The following is a 21,822-nucleotide window of genomic DNA, read 5'->3' as shown; positions in this document are numbered from 1 at the left end:
TAAGGGGCTTATAATAATTTTAATTTAATTTACGCTAGCAGCTCTAAATAACGGTTCGTTATTAGGTCTGATAGGAACGTTAACGTTACTTTTAGATGCCCAAGAAATTACTTGGTGGTGTAAAGGTAGATATGCGATATCATCTTTTACAATTCTCCAAGCTTTTGCAATTGCAGCATTTCTTTTATCTAAATCAACTTCACCTTCCATAACTCTAATTGCAGCATCTACATCAGGGTTACTGAAATTAACTTTATTCCAACTAGCACCTGTTTCATATAAATAATGAAATACATAATGACTATCTAAAGTTGGTACTCCCCATCCAAGCATATAAAAATCACCTTGGTCATCTTTTAGCTCTTTGAAGTGTTTACTTTTTGTTTGAGCAAACAAGTTAACATTAACTCCAATTTTTCCCAACATACCAACAACAGCTGTACAAATTGCTTCATCATTTACATATCTGTCGTTAGGACATCTTAATTCAACATCAAACCCGTTAGGATAACCTGCGCTAGCTAAAAGTTTTTTTGCAGCGTCAACATCATAAGGTAATCTTTTATCAAGTTCTGCTGTGTAACCATTTACACCTGGGAATGTAATTATTCCAGCTGGCTCACTTAGACCTCTCATTACTTTTTTCTTGATAGCCTCAATGTCAATTGCTTGATAAAGTGCTTGTCTAACTTCTTTTTTCTTGAAAGGATTATCACCAGTATTTCCAGTTCTTAATTTATCCGCTGCTTGATCCATTCCTAAAAAGATTGTTCTCATCTGTGGTGTACTTACAACTTGATGTCCTGAAGAAGAACCAATTCTTTTTAAATCTTGAACAGGTGCATCAGTCACTAAATCAATCTCACCAGATAGTAATGCAGCTACTCTTGTTGCAGCATTTTTAATTGGAAGTAACTCAATTTGCTTTATGCCATCATCTTCCATATCACCCCACCAATGCTTATTTCTTTTAAACACTGTTTTTGTGTTCGGTTCTCTCAAAGTAATTTTAAAAGGACCAGTTCCTAATGCATTAGTTGCTGAAAAAGTTTCTTGTCCAGCATCCCAATTCTGAGGAGACATTGCAAAGTTTGCCTCAGACCAAGCTCTAGACATTATAAATATGTTAGATAATTGATTTAATAGTATAGGGTTTGGTTTGCTTGTTGTTATTTTAACAGCATATTCACCAACTGCTTTAACATCAGATATCGTGCTGATATATTCTTTGAAATCAGATGTTCTTTGTTTAGCTCTTAATATACTAAACACAACATCAGCTGAAGTCATTTTAGAACCATCAGAAAATTTTACATCTTCTCTTAAATTAAAGATCCAAGTATTAGGATCTGTTGCTGTCCATTTTCTTGCTAACGCTGGTTCTATTTTCATGTCTACTGCTCTTTGAACAAGAGCTTCATAAACTTGTCTAGATACCTGAGTAGTCGGACCTTCGTTTTGTGCATGTGGATCTAGTGTAAGACTGTCTCCTTGCATTGACCATTTGATAGTTTTTGCCCATGCTGAAGAAAATCCAAATACTAGAACTAATGATAGTAATATTCTTACTAAATTTTTAGCCTTCATAATTAACCTCTTTTTTAAATTTATAAAAAAATTATAAGTGAAAAAAAAAGATTATTACAGATATAAAATTCTCTTAATAATTAACTTTTATCGCTATCTACTAATTTTTTCTTACTTATCCAAGGCATCATGGCTCTTAGCTCTGCTCCAACTTTTTCTACAGAATGTTCAGCCAATTTCGCTCTAGTTGCTAAGAAGTTTTTTTGACCAGTTTTGCACTCATCCATCCACTCTTTTGTAAATTTACCTGATTGGATATCTGCCAAAACTTCTTTCATTCTTTTCTTTGTCTCTTCCTTATTGATAATTCTTGGACCAGATTGATACTCACCATATTCAGCAGTATTTGAAATTGAATAATTCATGTTTGCAATTCCACCTTCATAAATCAAATCAACAATTAATTTAACTTCATGAACTGTTTCGAAATATGCCATCTCTGGTTCATATCCAGCTTCTACTAAAGTTTCATATCCATTTTTAATTAGTTCAACTAAACCACCACATAAAACAGTTTGTTCACCAAATAAATCTGTTTCAACTTCATCTTTGAAAGTGGTTTCGATAATACCTGATCTTCCTCCACCTACTGCTGATGCGTAGGAAAGAGCTAAATCTCTTGCCTTACCAGATCCATCTTGATGAACTGCAAACAAACATGGAACTCCACCACCTTTTTCATATTCGCTTCTTACTAAATGACCAGGTCCTTTTGGGGCAACCATAAATACATCTAAATCTTTTCTTGCTTTGATTAAATCATAATGAACATTTAAACCATGTGCAAAAGCTATACTTGTTCCTTCTCTTACTCTTTGTTCTATGTGATTTTTATAAATTTCTGCTTGTAGTTCGTCTGGAGTTAATATCATTACAACATCTGCCCAAGCAGCTGCATCAGATAAATTCATCACTTTTAAACCTTTTGATTCAGCTTTAGCAACACTTGATGAACCTTCTCTTAACGCAACAACAATTTCTTTAACTCCACTATCCTTTAGATTAAGTGCATGAGCGTGACCTTGGCTCCCATAACCAAAAATTGCAATTTTTTTGTTTTTAATTAAATCTACATCTGCATCTTTTTCATAAAACATTTTCATAATTTATCTCCTATTAATTAGTTAAAAATTTTTGCACCTCTTGTCATTGCAACGGCCCCTGTTCTTGAAGTGCTTATAAGTCCCAAGGGTTTTAATTTTTTACTCATTTTATCAATCTCTCTTCTAAGTGCTGTTATTTGAATAACTGCTGATGATTTTGTTTCATCCAATACTACTGGGTAAAATTTTTTACAAGCATTTAAACATTTTTCAATTTTATTTTTTTTACCTACAATTTTAAATAGTGCCATCTCTTTAAAAATCACATCTTTATCGTCTCTTTTAAATTCAGCAACTTTGTGTACAGGTACTAATTTGGTTAATTGTAGTCTAATCTGGTCAATTACTTGTGGAGTTCCAGTTGTTACAATTGTTATTCTTGAAATGTTTTTGATAGCATCAACCTCAGCTACCGCCAAAGACTCAATATTATAACCTCTTCCAGAAAACAGACCAACCACTCTTGCAAGAACACCCGCCTCGTTATCTACCCAAACAACAAAAATATAAGTATCTGATTTTTGTTTTATAGATGGAGAGCTATAAGCTGACTTTGATTTTGGCATTTTGATTAAACTAAGGCTTTGCCTTTTCCTTTTATTTTATTCTCTTCTTGATCATTTGGTCCAAGTATCATTTGATTATGAGGTTTGCCAGATGGTATCATTGGAAAACAGTTTTCATTTGGATCCACATGACAATCAAAAATAACAGGACCATTATGGTCAACCATTTCTTGAATTTTTTCATCAAGCTCTGATGGATCATCAGCTTTAATTCCTTTACAACCATAAGCATCGGCCATTTTCATAAAATCTGGTAGTGCTTCTGAATAACTCTCAGAATAATTTTTTTCATGAAGTAACTCTTGCCATTGTCTTACCATTCCCATGTACTGATTATTTAAAATAAATATCTTTATTGGTAAATTGTATTGAACAGCTGTAGACATTTCTTGCATTGTCATTAAAACTGAGGCTTCTCCAGCAATATCAATAACTAATTTTTCTGGATGAGCTACTTGAACTCCAACAGCTGCTGGTAATCCATAACCCATAGTTCCTAATCCACCTGAAGTCATCCATCTATTAGGTTTGTTAAATTTATAATGTTGAGCAGCCCACATTTGATGCTGACCTACTTCTGTTGTTACATAAGTATCTTTATTTTTTGTTAACTCATAAAGTCTTTGAACAGCATGCTGAGGTTTTATGCTGTCTTCACTGTTAATAAAATTTAAAGAGTCTTTACTTCTCCATTTTTGAATTTGTTCCCACCATTTTGCAATATTTGGTTTATTTGATTTACCATTACCATTTTTCTTTTTAACAATTGTTTTGTTTACTTTGTCAATTACTTTCGTTACATCACCTACGATTGCAAGATCTACTTTAATAATTTTATTAATTGATGATGGATCAATATCAATATGAACTTTTTTTGAATTAGGAGAGAACTCATCAATTTTTCCAGTAATACGGTCATCAAATCTTGCGCCAATGTTTATTAATAAATCACAGTCATGCATTGCATTGTTTGCTTCATATGTTCCGTGCATTCCTAGCATTCCTAAAAACTGATTATCGTCTCCAGGATAAGCACCTAGACCTTGTAAAGTTGAAGTAATTGGAAATCCTGTTAGTTCAACAAATTTTCTAAGAGCTTCACTTGCTTTTGGTCCTGAATTAATTACGCCTCCACCACTATAAATTATTGGCTTCTTTGCTTTACTAATTAAATTAATTAATTGGTCAATTTCATCAGTTGAAAACTTATTGTGAGATTTGCCATTTAAACTTTTTTCTTTTATTGGTTTTTTATATTTTGCTTTTGCAAATTGAATATCTTTTGGAATATCAATTAATACAGGACCTGGTCTTCCAGTTGTTGCAACTTTAAATGCTTCATGCATAATATCTGAAAGATCGTTTATATCTTTTACTAACCAGTTATGCTTTGTGCATGGTCTTGTAATTCCTGTTGTGTCACATTCTTGAAATGCATCTGTACCAATAAGGTGTGTTGGAACTTGACCCGAAATACAAACCATTGGAACTGAGTCCATGTATGCATCAGTTAAAGCTGTAACGACGTTAGTGGCCCCAGGGCCTGAAGTAACTAAAACAACACCAGGTTTTCCAGATGATCTCGCATATCCTTCAGCTGCATGACCTGCTCCTTGCTCGTGTCTTACAAGAATATGTTTAATAGATGGATGATTTTTTAACTCATCATATATTGGCAGTACAGCACCACCAGGATAACCAAAGATATGATTTACCTTTTGGTCTTCAAGACACTTAAATACGATTTCAGCTCCGGATAATAATTTTGGCATTTCGCAATCTAGCTGAAGTTGTGCTGATTGGTCAAGGTTAAGTATGGAAAATTTAAATTTTTTTTAAAAATTTATTTATCTGAGATGGCTTAAGTTTAACCCAATCGCTCATGTGTCCTCGAGCCCATGTGCTTTGTCTTTTGGCGTATTGTCTAGTTTTTATTGATATTTTTTCTTTGATTTCATCAATTTTTTTTTCTTTTGCTAAATAATCCTGAATTTCATTTATTCCGATTGCTTTGCGTGCAGTCATCTGCTCATTAATTTTTAGTTTTAAAAATCTTTTAACCTCATTCACAGCACCCATTCTAATCATTTTCCCAGTTCTTTGATGAATTCTTTTAACTAGCTCTTCACGAGGGTAATCAATATAAATTTTTAAAAAATCTTCTTCTAAATAGTTTGATTTAGTATTTTTAAACCATTCATGAAGAGATTTCTTTGTAAACTTTTTAACTTCAAAAGCTCTAATTGACCTTTGAGTATCAGTTGGATTAATTTTATTTTTTGAAAGCGGATCCAGTTTTAATAATTGCTTATAAAATTTATTTTGGCCAATTTTTTTATTAAGATTTCTAATTTGATTTCTAAACCTTACTGGAATGTTAGGAATTTGAACTAAACCATCAGTTAATGCTTTAAAATAAAGTCCAGTACCTCCAACAAGTATTGGAATTTTTTTTCTATTTTTAACTTCAATTATTTTTTTATTTGCAATTTTAAGCCAATCACCGGTTGAAAAACTTTTCTTTGCATCTTGGAAACCGTATAAATGATGTTTTATTGATTGATAATTTTTTGGACTAGGTCTTGCAGACAAAATTTTAAGTTGCTTGTAAACTTGCATACTATCTGCATTAACAATCTCTCCTTTAATTTTTTTTGCAAGTTTAATTGCAAAACTTGATTTTCCAGATGCTGTGGGTCCTGAAATTAAAATTATCTTGGATTTTAAATCCATTACTAATCTAATTTAACACCAATATATCTTCGTTGATTTTGATTGTTATAAATCGCAATTAAAATAGTTTTTTGATTTGATTTTATTGCTTTTTGAGTGATATCTCTTAAATCATCTGCTGATTTTATTTTTTTCTTTTGAGTTTCAATAATAATACTATTGATCTCAATTGAGTTTACTAAAGGACTGTTGTTGGCCATATTAGTAATTACTAATCCTGTGGTTTGGTTTGGTAATTTACGGTTTTTTATATCCTCTTTAGTTAAAGGTCTTACTGATATTCTTAAACTCTCAATAATTTCATCTAAATTATTTTCATCTTGTTTAGAATTTTCACTTACTTTGAAATCATCAGAGGTTTCTAATCTTCCTAACAAAACTTTTTTAGTTATTTCTTTTTTATTTCTCCAAATTTTTACATCTACATTTTTTCCAACTTCTGTTCTTGCAACAATTGCTGGTAACTCTTTCATTTGTTTAATCTCGACTCCATTAAACTCCAAAATAATATCTCCAGCCTGAATACCTGCCTTTTCAGAAGGACTATTTTCAGCAACACTTGCAACTAAAGCACCTTTTGGTTTATCTAGTTCTTCAACTTCAGCAATTTCTTTTGTAACATCTTGAATTCTTACACCTAGCCAACCTCTTTTTGTTTCACCAAACTCAATTAGTTGTTTAATTACTTGTTGAGCACTGTTTGATGGAATTGAAAATCCTATACCAATAGAACCATTTCTTCCTAGAATAGCTGTATTAATTCCAATCACATTTCCTTCCATATCAAATAAAGGTCCACCTGAATTTCCTGAATTTATTGATGCATCTGTTTGAATAAAATCTTCATATCTTGATAATCCAATTGATCTATTCCTTGCTGAAATAATTCCAGCAGTTACTGTTCCTCCAAGACCAAATGGATTTCCAATTGCTAAAACCCAATCACCAATTCTAGCTTTATCTGAGTCTCCAAAGCCAACTGGTTTAAATTTATCTTCTGTATCTAGTTGTAATACTGCAATATCCATTAAAGGATCAGCACCGAGCACTTTTGCTTTATATTCTTGGTCTCCGTTTACTCTAACAATAATATCATCAGCATCCTGAATTACGTGATTATTTGTAACCACTACTCCTTTCTCATCAATAATAAATCCGGAACCCAAAGCTGCTGATTTTCTCTCTTGGGGAGTTCCAAATTCTTTAAACATGTCTTCAAATGGAGAACCTGGAGGAAATTGAAATGGAAAAGAGTTATTATTTGTAACCACGGTAGTTGATGTAGAAATATTTACTACTGATGGCATCAATTTTTCTGCAAGATCTGCAAATGATGCTGGAACGGGTTTAGAGTTTGATTGTAATGAAAAACTTAGAGAAAATATAATTGTTAAAGCAATAAATTTTAATTTTTTCATATTAACTTTTAATAAAATAAATAATCACAAAACCTATAACTGCAAAAATAAGTCCACCTGTTCTTAATTGACTATCTTTAACAAGTTCAAGTTTTTTAAGCATACTTTTCATTTTTGCTGGAAATAAGGCATATAAAATTCCTTCTATAAATAAAAAAAGACCAAAAGCTATGACTAGCTCATTCATCTAAAAACTACTGTTTAATATCAGGATTTATATTTCCAAAAAATTTGAAAAATTCACTGTCAGGAGACAAGATCATTGATGTTTCTCCTGCATTAAATGCCTTACCATAAGCTTGCATAGATCTATAAAAAGCAAAAAATTCAGGATCTTTTCCAAAAGCTTCAGCGAAAATTTTGTTTCTTTCTCCGTCACCTTCTCCCTTCATAATTTCTGATTGTTTTTGAGCATCAGCTAAAATCACAGTTACTTCTTTGTCAGCAGTCGAAGTAATTGTTACAGCCATTTCAGCACCTTTTGCTCTAAATTCTTTTGCCTCTCTTTCCCTCTCAGTCTGCATTCTTCTATAAATCGCATCACTGTTTGCCGTAGGAAGATCGGCTCTTTTTATTCTCACATCCACAATATTAATTCCAAAATTTTGAGCTTCGTTATTAACACCATCTTTAATTAAAGACATTTGTTTGGATCTATCTTGTGATAGCAAGGTTTGTAATTCTTCTTGACCCAAAACATTTCTAATTCTTGAATTTATAATCGTAGATAATCTTGATCGTGCAACTCTTTCATCTCCAACAGAAATATAAAATTTTAAAGGATCAACTATTTGAAATCTTGCAAAAGCATCAACAATTAGTCTTTTTTGGTCAGATGCAATTACTTCTTCAGGCGGAGTGTCTAAATTTAAAATTCTTTTATCTAAGTAAACAACGTTTTGAATGAATGGAATTTTAAAGTTTAAACCTGGTTTCATTATAATTCTTTTTGGATCACCAAATTGAAGAATTATCGCTTGATTGACTTCTTTAACTATAATTACTGATAGGAATACTACAACACCAATTAAAACTAATATTCCAGCAACTATTTTTCCAGCTTTCATTTAATTTGTCTCTTTCTTTTTAAGCTCTGGTAATGGTAAATATGGCACAACACCTGAGCCAGACTCTTTATCTATAATAATTTTGTTTATGTCTGCTAGGACAGTTTCCATTGTCTCTAGAAACATTCTTTCTTGAGTAACTTGTTTTGCTTTTGAATACTCATTGTAAATAGCTAAAAACCTACTAGCTTCACCTTCAGCTTTAGCAACAACTTCTTTTTTATAAGCTTCTGCAGCTTGTAAAATTTTTTGCGCCTCTCCTCTTGCTCTTGGTATCACATCGTTTGCATAAGCTTCCGCTTCGTTTTTAGATCTTTCCATATCTGCTCTTGCAGCTTGAACATCTCTAAATGCATCAATTACCTGATCAGGTGGATCAGCTTTTTGCGTTTGTACCTGAGTAATTTGTACACCACTTTCATAATCATCTAAAATGCTTTGAATAATTTCTTGAGTTTCAATCTCAATACTTGATCTACCTTCTGTTAATATTGGTTGAATATCGCTTTTAGCAATTACTTCTCTCATTGCTGTTTCTGCAGCTGCTTTGACAGTTCCTACAGGATCCTGAATTTTAAATAAAAAATTTCCAGCATCTTTGATAACCCAAAATACCGAAAAATCGATATTTACAATGTTTTCATCTCCTGTAAGCATTAAACTTTCTTGAGGAACATCTGCAACTCCTCCACCTGTAGAAAAACCACTATCTCTCTCAGACCTAAATCCAATATCGATTCTATTTACTTTAGTTACTTTTGGAGTTTGAACAGTCTCAACTGGAAAAGGAATATGATAGTTCAATCCAGGTTGAGTAGTTTTAACAAATTTTCCAAATCTAAGAACAACACCTTGTTCATCAGGTAATACTCTATAAAGCCCGCTTGCAAGCCATACAAAGGCTAAGACTAATAAAATTAATCCAATAGACTTCCCTCCTGAAGATTTTCCACCGGGAAAAAATTTTTTTATTTTATCTTGAAACTCTCTTATAATTTCATCTATGTTTGGTGGTGTTGGCCCTCTTCCTGAACCATTGCCTCCACTACCTCCTCCTGGGGGTGCTCCCCATGGACTTCCGCCTCTGCCTCTGAAATCATCTGACATATGTAAAAGTATATAGTGTCTTTATTGCAAAAAACAAGTAAGGATACTTTTATGACAGATAAAAAGCCAGAACTAAGTGACGCAATGAAAAAGAAGGTGGAGCCTAAAGTTTTTAAAAAAAATCCAATTCTAGGAACTAAGTTTACTATTGCAATCTCAAGTGCAAAAGGTGGTGTAGGAAAATCTACATTTGCGACGAATCTAGCTTTAGCTTTAAAAAAAGTTGGATGCAAAGTTGGATTGTTAGATGCTGATATTTATGGCCCTTCCATTCCTAAAATGTTTGATATTGATGAAAAACCAAAAAGTGACGGTCAAAAATTAGATCCCATAACAAAATATGACATTCAATGTATGTCAATTGGATTTTTAGCAGATCAACAAACTCCAATGATTTGGCGTGGCCCGATGGTGACTAGTGCAATCAAAACTTTTACTCAGAAAGTTAATTGGAAAGATTTAGATTTTATAATTGTTGATATGCCTCCAGGAACTGGTGACACTCAATTAACATTTTCACAAGAAATTAAAATGGATGGTGCAATCATTGTCTCAACTCCACAAGAGGTTGCTCTTTTGGATGTAAAAAGAGGAATTAAAATGTTTGATAAACTTGGAGTTAAAATTTTAGGTTTAGTTGATAACATGAGTTTTTTTGTTGGAGACGATGGAAAGAAGTACAAGATATTTGGAGAAGGTGGAGTAAAAAAAACAGCTGAAGAATTTCAAAAAGATTTTTTAGGGGAAATACCAATAAATCCTGAAGTTGGAAATTCTGGCGACCAAGGAAAACCGATAGTTGAGTCAAACCCAGAACATGAGATTTCAAAAATATATTTGGGTTTTGCTGAAAAGATTAAATCAATTTATCTTTAAGATCAAAAGCAGTCATTAATTCATTCCATTCTCTTCTAGATAGACCTGAACTCTCAAGATCTACATTTTCACCTTTAATAAGTTTTTGAATTATAACTTTTCCTTTTGCAGAAACCTCTGTTCCTCCTACTCTATAATCCATAAATGCGTCATAAGTTATTGGTACCCATTTTTTAACTGTGTCTAACATTATATCTGCATAAACTCTAATCTCATATTGGGCGTGACTGTCAGCTCTTAACCTTAAAAAATTCATTAAATTTAATAAATCAGTTTTCCAATACCACTGAGTATATGTATTTAATGTTAAGTTCATTCTTGCAAGTTCCCTTGCTAATCCATTTTTATTATCATCAATTGTTGAACCATCATATCTTTCATTAAGCATTGTTTCATAATTATTGTAAGTTCTTTCCGCATCATTTTTTAATAGTTCTAAAACTTCTTCTGCTTGTTTGCCTTCAAGGACATGTCCTCTTCCTTGTCTGTTACTAGTCGATTGCGTAGCTAAATTTTCTTTAGATGGTAAATAAAATTCTTTATCTAAAATTGAATATCTTGCAGAGTATTCATTTACATTTGCAGTTCTATGTCTGATCCACTGCCTCGCAATAAATATTGGGAGTTTAATATGATATTTAATTTCACACATTTCAAATGGAGTACTATGCCAATGTCTCATTAAATATTTAATCAAACCTTTATCTGTTGAAACTTGTTTTGTTCCTTTGCCATATGATACTCTAGCTGATTGAACTATTGATGTGTCATCACCCATATAGTCAATAACTCTAACAAAACCATGATCTAAAGCAGGAATTGCTTCATATAGAATATTTTCTAATTCTGGAGCAGTAACTCTTTTTGTTTGGTTAACTTGAGATTGCTGATTTTTAATCTCATTTATCTGTTCATTTGTAAGTTTCATTTATAAAAATAAGGTTAATTTATAAAATTATTTAAGAAATTTTTAACCATTGTAAAATAGTATTTTTGGTGAATTTAGAAATATACACAAAACAAAAATTATGTAATTTGTAGCTTTAACAAAAACATATGATATTTAACAAAAATTTAGGTAATATTATCATAAGTTCAACTCCAGGATTTATATCAATTTTTTTGTCTTTTTTTACCATCCCAATTTACCTTAACTATTTGGGCTTTGAAAAATATGGAAATTTCTTAATTCTCCATATTTTGCTCTCAGTAGTTATGATAACCAATTTTAACCTAGGAAAAATTGCATCAATCAAAATGCAAAAAGTTTTAAAAAAAAATAAGTCTTCAATTATATCAACTACAATTGTTACAAGCATTATTTCAAGTGCTTTGGTATGTTTGTTGCTTTATTTATTTTATATAATTTTAATTAGTTTAAACAATAATTTGATTTTAAATAATTATAAAATTCTTTTTTTTGCTCTTTTTTTTTCTAACGTATACGTAACTTTAGAAAATATATCAAAAGGACTAAAGTATTATTTCTTAAGTAGTTTTGGTAATTTAATATTTTATAGTCTTTCTTTATCTTTGCCTGCTTTATTTATCTTATTAGATTTTAATATTTATCAGGATGTAGCTACTTTATTTAATATTTCATTATGTATTAAAATTTTTGGGATTTTAGTAATATTTTTTACTTTAATTTATAAAAAATATATAGAACTCAAGTTTTCTCCACAAATTCTCAAAGATTTCCTTGATTATGGAAAATGGCAAACCTTATCATCAGCCTATATTCAAATATTTGATTTTTTTGATAAATATTTAATTAAAATATTTTTAGGAGCAGCTAGTTTAAGCACATATTCCATACCACAACAAATTGCTGGTAAGTTATCTGTTATATCTGATGGATTAATATCAGTTTTTATTCCAAAAATTTCCTCAAGTAAAAATAAAAAAAAAACTTTTGAAATTTTAAATTCAAATTTTTATAGTTTTTTTTATTTAATAGGTTTTTTATTAATATTAATAAATCCTTTTATTAATGAAGTTTTAATTTGGTGGTTGAGAGTAAGTGCAAATTTGGAGATTCTATTCTTATTTAAAATATTTTTAATGATTTCATTTTACATATGTATTACTCATATAATTTCGACTTTTTTAGATACACAAAAGCTTTCTAAAAAAAATTCACAAATAGAAACTTTTGTTTTAGTTGTTTTTGTGATTGGATTAATCATATCTGTTTATTATAAAAATATTAATTTCTTTGCATACACAATGCTAATAAGGTCATTGATCGCATTTTTTATTAAAGCTTTTTATATAAAAAAATTTTTAATTAATTTTAATATCTTGATATTACAAAATATTATTTTTATTTTAATATTTTTATTTAGCATTAATGAAAATTTTCAATTATTCTATTTTCTTTCTGGTTTATTCTTATTATTGTTATTATTTTATTTTCCTAAAGAGATTATTAAAAAAGAATTTTTAAAATGATATATGGATATCACAAATTAATCTACTTTTTACCGTTAGCTTTAATTTCGGGACCATTCTTGCCAGATTTAATTGTAATTATTTGTTCATTACTTTTTATATATGATAGTTTTAGGTTAAGACTATTTGAATATTACAATAATAGTTTTTTTAAGATTTTTTTTATTTTTTTTATAATTCTAAATTTAAGCGCATTATTTTCTGATAATTTATTACTATTTAAATATTCCATCGGATATGTTCGATACGGTATATTTTCAATCTTAGTATTCTATGTTTTGAAAAATATAGATAACTCAAAATTATTTTTGAGTTATTCAATCATATTTACTTATATTTTGCTGTTATTTGATGGGTATTTTCAATTTATTTTTGATAAAAATATTTTTTTATTTGAATTACAAGAATATCGCGAAGATTCATTTTACGTAACAAGTTTTTTTAATGATGAAAAAAAATTAGGTAGTTTTTTAGCAAAAATGTTTCCTTTATTTATTTTTTCAATAATCGTATTTAAAGATAAATTTAAAAAAATAAAATTAGAAAAAATAGCTTCATCTTTCATTCTTCTGATTTTTTTATTAATAATTTTAACAACTGAAAGGGTTGCGATATTCATAATCTCATCGTTTGTTTTATTAATATTTTTTAAATCAAATTTTTTTTTAAAGCCTAAAATTTTATTTTTAATTATTGCTATTTTTTTGACCGTAATTTTATTTTATTACCAGCCTGAAATTTTCAGCAAAATTAAAAGTGTTTTGTATTCAACAGGGTTGTTGCATCCTGGTTATTCAGATTCAGGTAAAATTTTAGGAGAGTACGATGAAGGTAAATTTATTTTTTCTAAATACCATCACCTCCAAATTGTGACTAGTATAAATTTATTTTTAGAAAACCCACTTTTTGGAATTGGTCCAAAAAATTTTAAAAATTTAGTTCTTACAGGTTGGCATCCACATAATTATGCATTTCAAATACTAGCGGAAATAGGAATTTTTGGTTTCATCATATTTATTTCTATTTTATTTTTTTTGTTGTTTAGATTTTTCATGAATTTTTTTAATTTCAAAGATAGAGATATAAATAGTGAGCTAAATATATATTTGATTGCTGGTTTTTTATTAAATTTATTTCCTATACCTAGTGGTGATTTTTTCAATAATTGGGTAAATATTTTAATTTACTTTCCAGTAGGATATTATTTACACCTAAATGAAAACTAAATTTATTGTAATAAATTTTTTTAGAGTAACAGACCCTTATTCTGGTGGATCCGAGGTTTCTTATAATTTTTTTAAAAACATACCTAGTAAAAATAAAATATTGTTTCAGTACTCAGATAATAAAAAAAAACACAAAAATGTTAAGTCAATTTTTATTAAAAATTCAAAGATACATAAAATTTTAAATTTAATTAAATTAGCAAATGAAATTAAAAACTATTGTAAAAATAAAAAAAAAATTGTTATCATAATTGAAGGTGCTAGTTGGGCTGGTTATACATATTCACTTTACAAATTGTTGAAAAATGATCTACCAAATGCAAAATTTATATATCACTCACAAAATATTGAATATGTAATTCGAAAGCATAAACAAAATTTTTTGATAACTTATTTAACAAAATATTTTGAAAACTATATTGCTAATAACTTTGAAATTTTTACATGTACATCAAAAGAAGAAAAAAAAATTGTTGATAAAATTTATGGTATAAAATCCCATGTTCTCTCAAATGGATTGGAATTACCTAAAAATTTAAATAAATTAAAATCAATAAAAAAAAAATATGATTATATTTTTTTTGGAGGTAATATTGATTTTTATCCAAATTACGATGCTCTTAAAACTTTAGTGAAAGAGATAATGCCAAAAGTAAATTATCAAAACTCATATATAAAACTAGTTGTAAGTGGAAACAGATCTTTGCCATTTAATGAAAATTTTATTGTTAATGTGGGATTTGTTACAAAAGATAAATTTTTGCAATATCTTAAAGGTGCATGTTTATTTGTTAATCCAATGCAAATTACTTTTGGGGTGCAAACCAAAACTCTGCATGCTCTAGCTCTTGGAAAGACTATAATTGCTACAAAAGATGGGGTTGCAGGTGTAAAAATTAACCCTAAATTTAAAAATATCTTTATTTGCAAAGATAACAAATATTTTGCAAATAAAATCTTATTAAAATTGAATTCAAAAAAAATTGATAAGAGAGTGAGTAGATATTACATAAAATTGTATAAAATGAAAAATATCGTAGAAAATTTTTTTTTAAAACACAATTTATTAAACTAATTCTTTAAAATTAACCTTACTAAAATATTTGAAAATTTTTTTGAAGGCAAAGACTGAACCTGTTCTAATTAATCTTTTTAATCTAAAAAAAGTATCTGATTTCAGTCTCCATAACCATTCTAGATTTAATCTTTCAATAGCATCAGGTACAATTTCTTCTTCACCAGCTGCCATCGCTATACCCCCTCCTAAACAAAATACAAAAATTTTTTTAGAAGAATTGTATTTTAATATATTTTTAGCAATGATTTCTTGTTTTGGAGTTGATATGTTAATAAATACAGTTGAATTATTTTTTAATTTTAATTTAAATTTAGATGTATCTTCTAAACTATTAAAATATGGAAGTTCGATGAATTCAACTTTTTTTCTTAATTTGTCCTGAATATAAAGTAACTGATTGTTACTTTTCTTGCCACATAAATAAACATTTTCTATTGATGATGGTAGAGAAATTTTTTCTATAACTTTTCTTCCAGCAGTTTTAACATAATCTTTAATTATAAATTTTGCACAAACACCATCAATCCAAAAAATCACATTATTATAATTTTGATATAATAAATTCATATAGGATAATGATGCCATATTTAGCGCTACTAAAATAAATGAATTTTCAAAACTTAGATTTTTAAAATTTAATAGATATCTAAAATCGATAGGATATATATATTTATTCCTTATCAAATTTTCTTTTAATAAATAATAAATCGATAGTCTAAAAGTATAAATTATTGATCTAATGTGTCCAAATTTTTCAAAATTATGGTAAACTTTATATGCATTAACAAATTTAATTAAAAAATTTGATGAAAGAGATTTTCCTCTTCTTCGATAAATTGTTGTAACTTCTTTATCACTGTGCAGATTATTTATCTTCCTAACGATTTTTAACCAACATACATAATCCTCTTTTGTTGATATATTTGGAAATAAATTTTTTTTTGCTAATTCTGCACTAAGGAGAACTGTCGAAAGACCTATATCACAAGATTTAATCAAGTTTTCATACCTCAGATCGGTAGGTATAAATTTACCAATAATTCTTTCATCTTCACCTAGAACTAGGTAGGAGTTGTGTATAAAATTAATTTTTTTTTTTTTAATAATATTCAGTTGATATTCAATTTTATTTGGTAGCCAAATATCATCGGAGTCTAAAAAACTAACATACTTTCCATTTGCTTTTTGAATCCCTAAATTCCTTGCAGAACTTACTCCTTCATTTTCTTTATTTATTAAAAAAATTCTATCTGGATTTTTACTTTGAATTCTTCGAAGATATTCAATATATTCATTATCGCTACCATCATTGATAATGATTATTTCAATATTTTTATAACTTTGATTCAAAACAGAATTAATACATTCATCAAAATAATTTTTTTCATTGTAAAAGGGTATGATTATTGAAACTAAATCTTCTTGATTAGATTTCATTTTTCATTTTTTTATACTCTGAATTAACAAAGTTAAAGAGTTTTTCCATTCCTATTTCTGTAGAAATTTTAGGCGACCAATTTAAAACTTTTTTGACAAGTGTGTTGTCACTTGATCTAGAATTTACACCTTTAGGTTTTGATGTGTCATAGATTCTTTCAACTTTATGATTTGTTATTTTTTCTAAAATAGATACAAGTTTATTTATTGTAACATGCTTGTCATTTCCAATATTAATTGGGTCTCTGAATTTACTTTTAAATAATAAATCTGTACCTTTAATACAATCATCAATATACAAGAAGCTTCTTATTTGATTTCCATCTCCCCATATTTGAATTTTATTTTTTTTTTTATGTATAGATTCAGCAAATTTTCTTGCCAAAGCAGCTGGGGCTTTTTCTCTTCCGTCTCTCCAACTTCCATATTCTCCATAAACATTATGATATCTAGCTATTCTCACTTCTAATCCATAGTCTTCATAAAAATGTCTACACATTCTTTCATTGAATAATTTTTCCCATCCATATCCGTCCTCTGGGTCAGCAGGATAAGCATCTTTTTCTTTTAACTTAGGAAGTTTATAATCTTTTTGCGCATATGAAGGATAAATACATGCCGAAGATGAGTAAAGAAATTTTTTTACTTTATTTTTTTTTGCTGACTTAAGTAAATTTATGTTTATTACAGAAGAAAGCATGCATAAAGCCTTATTATTTTCTATGAAACCCATGCCTCCCATGTCACATGCAAGGTTAAAGACATAATCTACCCCTCTTGTAAGCCTATCACAAACAATAGGATCTCTACAATCTGCTACCACGTTATTTAGTTTACTATTAATTTGAAACCAATTTTTTTTTTTTTTTAAATCAACACATATTATTTTATAGCCTCTTTTTTGATAATGATTAGTCAAATGCCCGCCAATAAAACCTCCTGCGCCTGTAATTAAAATTTTCTTTTTCATTAAGTTTTTAAATTAATATACTATCTTATGTATAATTATTTTAAATTTTACAAGTGTCTTTTTAGGTATCGATATTATCTCATTGTATTTTTTCTTTTTTGGTTCTCAATCAACACAGGTTCAAAATATATTACCAATGAATTTATTAAAAATGAATTTTTTGAAAATAAGTTTAATTTTTTAAGGGCAATTTTACCCTATTTAATATTATTTAAATTTATACTTTATGATTTTTTTTATAATAAAAAAAAATTATTAAATTTTGATAGTTTTTCCACACTATTTTTTTTATACAGTTTCGTACAACTTACAGGATTGTTATATTATAAGCAAAATCTTTATGAACATTATTGGTTAATTTGCATATTTGCATTAATGCTATTCTATAATTTAGTTAATTACGAGAATAATATTGTGCTTCTCAAATTAATAAAATTAACGAGTATTTCTTTACTATTAATATTATTTTTTATTTTTTTATTTTTGGTTTTAAAAGAAAATATCTTATCTATAAATTTATTATATCACAGCAACGCTTTTAATTTACTTTTTCAAAATGAACAAATTCCTAGATCTTCTGGCTTATCAAGAATGGCATTAGTCTTATTTATTTTTTTTAATTGTTTGTATCTTACTGATAAAAATTTTAGTTATTTTAAAAACTTTGCACTGATTATTAATATTATTTTTGTTACTACAATTTTCACTTTACAATCTAGAGGCACAATTATTTCTTTTTTAATAATTGTAACATTAAATATTTATTTATATGAAAATATAAATTTCTATAACAAATTAAAGTATTTAATTTTAATATTACTTTTACCAGCATTGTTTTTTATTTCTTATCCTTACTTAAAAGTTTTTTTAATAAAAAATATTGAAATAAACAACGTTCACGAAAAGAATTTAAACCATGAAATTAATGAGAATGATTTTAAATTTCATTTAAGACAAGATTTTTTTATAATTGAAGAAAAAAGTGAAGAAGATTTAAAAAATAAAATTATATCTTTTTCAAATAATAGATTGGACGCGTGGAATTATTTACTACAAATATTTTTTAATAATAAAATAAATCAAAATATGAAAAAAAAATTAATTTCATTTGATTTGGAAAAATTCTTAATTAAAAATAAAAAAAACTTAATTACTGGACATGGCCCACAAGCGGATCGACATTTTTTACATAATAAACTTAATAATATGGCAGACTCTATTAAAGGTCCATTCGGTGCTCATGCTTCTAATGGTTATATTTATAGTTTAATTTGCTCAGGTATCCTTGGATTTTTTATTTTTGTTGCGATAAATATTTTAGTATTTTTTAAGTATACAAAATTAATAATTAATAAAAAAAAAATCGGTTTAATTTCTGATCCGTTCTTAATTGCATCAATTTTATCAATAATATTTTTACAATTTAGAATTTTATTTGAAAACTCATACAGTGTGTTTGGTGTAGATCTTCTAATATTTTGTTCATCTTATTTGATAATTAATAATAAATATAAAGAAATAAAAAATTGAAAAAAAAAAAATTATATATTTGGTTTTCAGATTTAAAAACAAGTAGTGGAGAAGGTATTCTTGGTAAAAAATTTCTGAAAGATTTAAAAAAATATAATAAAAATTTAATATTTAAAGTTCAAAGATCTTTCTTAGAAAATATTAATTTTTCAATTAATATTTTAAATATATTAAAAGATAGAGTAATTTCACCTTTATCTGGAATAATATATTTATGGTTTATTTTTATATTTAAAAAAAATAAAAAATTATGCTACGTAAACTATCTACCATTGTGGAATTTTTTATTATTTTTATTTTTACCACCAAATACAATTTTAGGACCAATAACAGGAGGAAGTAAATATTCTAAAAAACCTGTATTAAATTATATTTTAAGAAAATTTGTATTAAATTCTTTTTGTTATTTAAGTCTTAAGGTAATAAATTTTAGGCAAAAAAAATTTTTATTTTCTACCGACTTGCTAAAGAGTAAATTTAATAATCTCAACAATCCTAGATACAACTATGTTTTTAAAGATTTCAAATATAAAGATGAAAATTTATCACGAAAAATTGATATCATATTTTATTTAAGATCTCATAAGAATAAAAATACAGATCTAATGATTTACCTTGCTAACTATTTGTGCAAAAAATTTAGAGTGGTCACAATAGGAGAAAAAATTAATAATAAACAGATTACTAATATGGGAAAAGTTAATAAAAAAAAATTATGTAATATATTACAAAATACTAGATATTCATTTCTTTCCGGTGAAAATATATACTCTTTTTTTGCATTAGACTGTCTTAGTAATGGTGTTCATGTTTTCCACAATATATCTAACAATCCACTTTCCTGTTTGAAAAAAAATATGACACCTGTAAATTATTATAGAAGAGATCTTGTAAAAAAATTGTTAGAAAAAAAATTAAAAAATAAATTTAAAAAACAGTGTGTAATAAAATTAAAAAATAATAATAATTTTTTAGATTATTTTAAACTTTAATTTTTATATTATTTATAGAAATTATTATACCAATTACAAATAATCCTGAAATCTGGTAAATTATTCTGTCAAGTGAATTATCAATCCACCAGCTTAAGCCATAATCGTGATTAATTACACTAAAGTATATCCCAAATAATAAAATAAAAAATAATATTAAATTTATTTTAAGTACGTTAATTAATTTTTTTGAGTCTTTAAAAAGTTTTTTATTTTTAAAGAATAAATAAAAACTTAGTAAAATAAAAATCCAAATTTTGTATTTTAGCAATGCAACAATTAAGCCAAATGTAAATAAATTTATAAATGAAATAGTTTCAGCAAGATTTGGAAAATAAAAATTACCACCATGAACTAAATTAGTTTCATAATAATTAGCAAATAATAAATGCTTAATTATTAACATCGAAAAAGAAAATAAAATAAATGTCAATATTTCATTTTTCTTTGAGAATTGCTTAATTAAAATTAATAATGAAAGACAAAAAATAATTAAAAATATATAACCCTCATTTTTAAACCATGGTAAAAAATTAAAGCAAACAAAGCTTATAATTAAAAAAAATTTTCTTTGATTTTGCAAATAATAAAAAAAATTTTTTAAAGCAAAAATTAAAAAAGAAAATATTAAAACCTCTTGGTATCCTTTAAATAAAAAGCTGTCAAAACAAATCAAGATTAATCCAGTTATTGTAATTATTTTCAAATTATTTTTATTTTTTATAAGATTGGAGATAGAAAAAATGGACAGAAGAAAGACAAATACATAAATAAATCTCCCACTGTATTCGTATTGTAATAATGAATTTTTCCAAAAAAAAGCCCATAAGAATGAACCGAAGTGAGGATAGTAATCAACGCCTCTAATATTTTTTAAATCAAAAAAACTATGGTTATAAAAAAAAGCTTGAGCTTTATAATACCAATTTTCTAAACCATCCCAACTTAAGGTTGGATCTTTAGATAAATAAGTGAAAAGAAATAAATTAATTATTAAAAAAAAGACAAAATTTAAATTTTTGAAGAATTTAAATTTTGATTTAAAATTATCAAAATAATATATGATATTTAAGATTAAAGATGAAATTACGACAAATAAAAAGTAATTAAAATAATCGATGTTTGTAAATGAAATTAAAAAAAGTATTACAAAATTTATTAATAAATTTAAAAATAAATAATCATATATACAGTTTATTTTTATTACTAATATTTTTTCATATGTTTTTGTATTAAGTGGAAAAAAAGAAAAAGATAAGAATATTAATAAACTTAAAAAAATTCCAATAATCTCAATCATTTTTTTTTAAATAAAAACAGTTTTTATTTTTTTCAATTATATCAAAATTTTCCAAATTAATTTTACTATCATTTTCGTTGTAATTTAATAAAATTAAATAATCTTTATAATAAGATACACCAGGCTTGTGAATAAAAGTATCTGAGGAAGGATGAGTTTCATCATTAATTATTTTTATATTTTTTTCAAAATTAAATTTTTTATCTAAATATTTAATAAATCCATAGGACGTTTCATGGCAAAATCCATAATTATTAATAAGTCTTAAATGGTGATTATATTTATAAATTATATATGTATTTTCAAAATAATTAAAAAAAATTACTAATACAAATATTGTTAAAAAATAAATATATTTTTTTTTCATTATAAAAATGC

At 26.9% G+C, this 21,822-nt stretch carries 20 protein-coding genes; 6 read left to right on the top strand and 14 right to left on the bottom strand.

Going from position 1 to position 21,822, the window contains the following annotated elements; all coding sequences use genetic code 11:
* Window positions 1–24: 24 nt before the first annotated feature.
* From ACTTA8_RS00540 to hflK, 9 genes are all read right to left on the bottom strand, one after another.
* Window positions 25–1,587, bottom strand: a complete 1,563-nt coding sequence (locus ACTTA8_RS00540; RefSeq protein ID WP_440653747.1) for an ABC transporter substrate-binding protein — start codon at window positions 1,585–1,587, stop codon at window positions 25–27.
* An 80-nt stretch (window positions 1,588–1,667) separates the two neighbouring features.
* Window positions 1,668–2,690, bottom strand: coding sequence for a ketol-acid reductoisomerase (gene ilvC / locus ACTTA8_RS00535; RefSeq protein WP_075506263.1), 1,023 nt, complete (start codon window positions 2,688–2,690; stop codon window positions 1,668–1,670).
* Between the two features lie 17 nt (window positions 2,691–2,707).
* Window positions 2,708–3,256, bottom strand: a complete 549-nt coding sequence (gene ilvN / locus ACTTA8_RS00530) for an acetolactate synthase small subunit (protein WP_440653745.1) — start codon at window positions 3,254–3,256, stop codon at window positions 2,708–2,710.
* Between the two features lie 5 nt (window positions 3,257–3,261).
* A complete protein-coding gene (locus tag ACTTA8_RS00525) occupies window positions 3,262–5,028 on the bottom strand; it encodes an acetolactate synthase 3 large subunit (protein ID WP_440653744.1) in 1,767 nt (588 codons plus the stop codon).
* Window positions 5,029–5,080: 52 nt separating this feature from the next.
* Window positions 5,081–5,989, bottom strand: a complete 909-nt coding sequence (miaA, locus tag ACTTA8_RS00520) for a tRNA (adenosine(37)-N6)-dimethylallyltransferase MiaA (protein WP_440653742.1) — start codon at window positions 5,987–5,989, stop codon at window positions 5,081–5,083.
* 2 nt (window positions 5,990–5,991) lie between these two features.
* The gene (locus ACTTA8_RS00515) at window positions 5,992–7,407 is read right to left on the bottom strand and encodes a Do family serine endopeptidase (protein ID WP_440653740.1); all 1,416 of its coding nucleotides are present in this window, start codon (window positions 7,405–7,407) and stop codon (window positions 5,992–5,994) included.
* A 1-nt stretch (window position 7,408) separates the two neighbouring features.
* Complete coding sequence (locus ACTTA8_RS00510) at window positions 7,409–7,594, bottom strand: DUF2065 domain-containing protein (protein ID WP_440653738.1); 186 nt, start codon at window positions 7,592–7,594, stop codon at window positions 7,409–7,411.
* Window positions 7,595–7,601: 7 nt separating this feature from the next.
* A complete protein-coding gene (gene hflC / locus ACTTA8_RS00505) occupies window positions 7,602–8,474 on the bottom strand; it encodes a protease modulator HflC (RefSeq protein WP_440653736.1) in 873 nt (290 codons plus the stop codon).
* A complete protein-coding gene (gene hflK / locus ACTTA8_RS00500; RefSeq protein WP_440653734.1) occupies window positions 8,475–9,581 on the bottom strand; it encodes an FtsH protease activity modulator HflK in 1,107 nt (368 codons plus the stop codon).
* Window positions 9,582–9,632: 51 nt separating this feature from the next.
* Here hflK and ACTTA8_RS00495 point away from each other — a divergent pair, with 51 nt between their 5' ends.
* A complete protein-coding gene (locus ACTTA8_RS00495) occupies window positions 9,633–10,457 on the top strand; it encodes an Mrp/NBP35 family ATP-binding protein (RefSeq protein ID WP_440653732.1) in 825 nt (274 codons plus the stop codon).
* On the opposite strand, the gene thyX is transcribed toward ACTTA8_RS00495, so the two are convergent.
* The gene (gene thyX / locus ACTTA8_RS00490; RefSeq protein WP_440653730.1) at window positions 10,438–11,385 is read right to left on the bottom strand and encodes an FAD-dependent thymidylate synthase; all 948 of its coding nucleotides are present in this window, start codon (window positions 11,383–11,385) and stop codon (window positions 10,438–10,440) included. The genes ACTTA8_RS00495 and thyX overlap by 20 nt on opposite strands.
* A gap of 128 nt (window positions 11,386–11,513) precedes the next feature.
* On the opposite strand from thyX, the gene ACTTA8_RS00485 reads away from it, so the two are divergent.
* From ACTTA8_RS00485 to ACTTA8_RS00475, 3 genes are all read left to right on the top strand, one after another.
* Window positions 11,514–12,911: an oligosaccharide flippase family protein gene (locus ACTTA8_RS00485; RefSeq protein WP_440653728.1), complete on the top strand. Its 1,398-nt coding sequence runs from the start codon at window positions 11,514–11,516 to the stop codon at window positions 12,909–12,911.
* Between the two features lie 278 nt (window positions 12,912–13,189).
* A complete protein-coding gene (locus ACTTA8_RS00480) occupies window positions 13,190–14,137 on the top strand; it encodes an O-antigen ligase family protein (RefSeq protein WP_440653726.1) in 948 nt (315 codons plus the stop codon).
* Window positions 14,127–15,212 (top strand): glycosyltransferase, encoded by a 1,086-nt coding sequence (locus ACTTA8_RS00475; protein ID WP_440653725.1) that lies wholly within the window; start codon window positions 14,127–14,129, stop codon window positions 15,210–15,212. Before ACTTA8_RS00480 ends, ACTTA8_RS00475 begins: the two co-directional genes overlap by 11 nt.
* On the opposite strand, the gene ACTTA8_RS00470 is transcribed toward ACTTA8_RS00475, so the two are convergent.
* Window positions 15,204–16,652 carry a glycosyltransferase gene (locus ACTTA8_RS00470; RefSeq protein WP_440653723.1) on the bottom strand — a complete coding sequence of 483 codons (1,449 nt, stop codon included), beginning with the start codon at window positions 16,650–16,652 and terminating at the stop codon, window positions 15,204–15,206. The two genes, ACTTA8_RS00475 and ACTTA8_RS00470, sit on opposite strands and share 9 nt — an antisense overlap.
* Complete coding sequence (locus ACTTA8_RS00465; protein WP_440653721.1) at window positions 16,642–17,622, bottom strand: NAD-dependent epimerase/dehydratase family protein; 981 nt, start codon at window positions 17,620–17,622, stop codon at window positions 16,642–16,644. Before ACTTA8_RS00465 ends, ACTTA8_RS00470 begins: the two co-directional genes overlap by 11 nt.
* 591 nt (window positions 17,623–18,213) lie before the next feature.
* On the opposite strand from ACTTA8_RS00465, the gene ACTTA8_RS00460 reads away from it, so the two are divergent.
* Both ACTTA8_RS00460 and ACTTA8_RS00455 read left to right on the top strand, forming a co-directional pair.
* Window positions 18,214–19,152 (top strand): hypothetical protein, encoded by a 939-nt coding sequence (locus ACTTA8_RS00460; RefSeq protein ID WP_440653720.1) that lies wholly within the window; start codon window positions 18,214–18,216, stop codon window positions 19,150–19,152.
* Window positions 19,149–20,144 (top strand): hypothetical protein, encoded by a 996-nt coding sequence (locus ACTTA8_RS00455; RefSeq protein WP_440653718.1) that lies wholly within the window; start codon window positions 19,149–19,151, stop codon window positions 20,142–20,144. Before ACTTA8_RS00460 ends, ACTTA8_RS00455 begins: the two co-directional genes overlap by 4 nt.
* Here the strand turns inward: ACTTA8_RS00455 and ACTTA8_RS00450 are convergent.
* Window positions 20,134–21,444, bottom strand: a complete 1,311-nt coding sequence (locus tag ACTTA8_RS00450) for a hypothetical protein (protein WP_440653717.1) — start codon at window positions 21,442–21,444, stop codon at window positions 20,134–20,136. The genes ACTTA8_RS00455 and ACTTA8_RS00450 overlap by 11 nt on opposite strands.
* Entirely contained in the window at window positions 21,437–21,811 is a 375-nt protein-coding gene (locus ACTTA8_RS00445) for a hypothetical protein (RefSeq protein WP_440653715.1), read from the bottom strand. The genes ACTTA8_RS00450 and ACTTA8_RS00445 overlap by 8 nt, the downstream gene beginning before the upstream one ends.
* Between the last annotated feature and the right edge of the window lie 11 nt (window positions 21,812–21,822).

The sequence above is a fragment of the Candidatus Pelagibacter sp. HIMB1506 genome (genome assembly GCF_052047935.1).
Taxonomy (GTDB): Bacteria; Pseudomonadota; Alphaproteobacteria; order Pelagibacterales; family Pelagibacteraceae; genus Pelagibacter.
The sequence above is the reverse complement of the archived record's forward strand: the minus strand, read 5'-3'. Positions and strand labels throughout refer to the sequence as shown.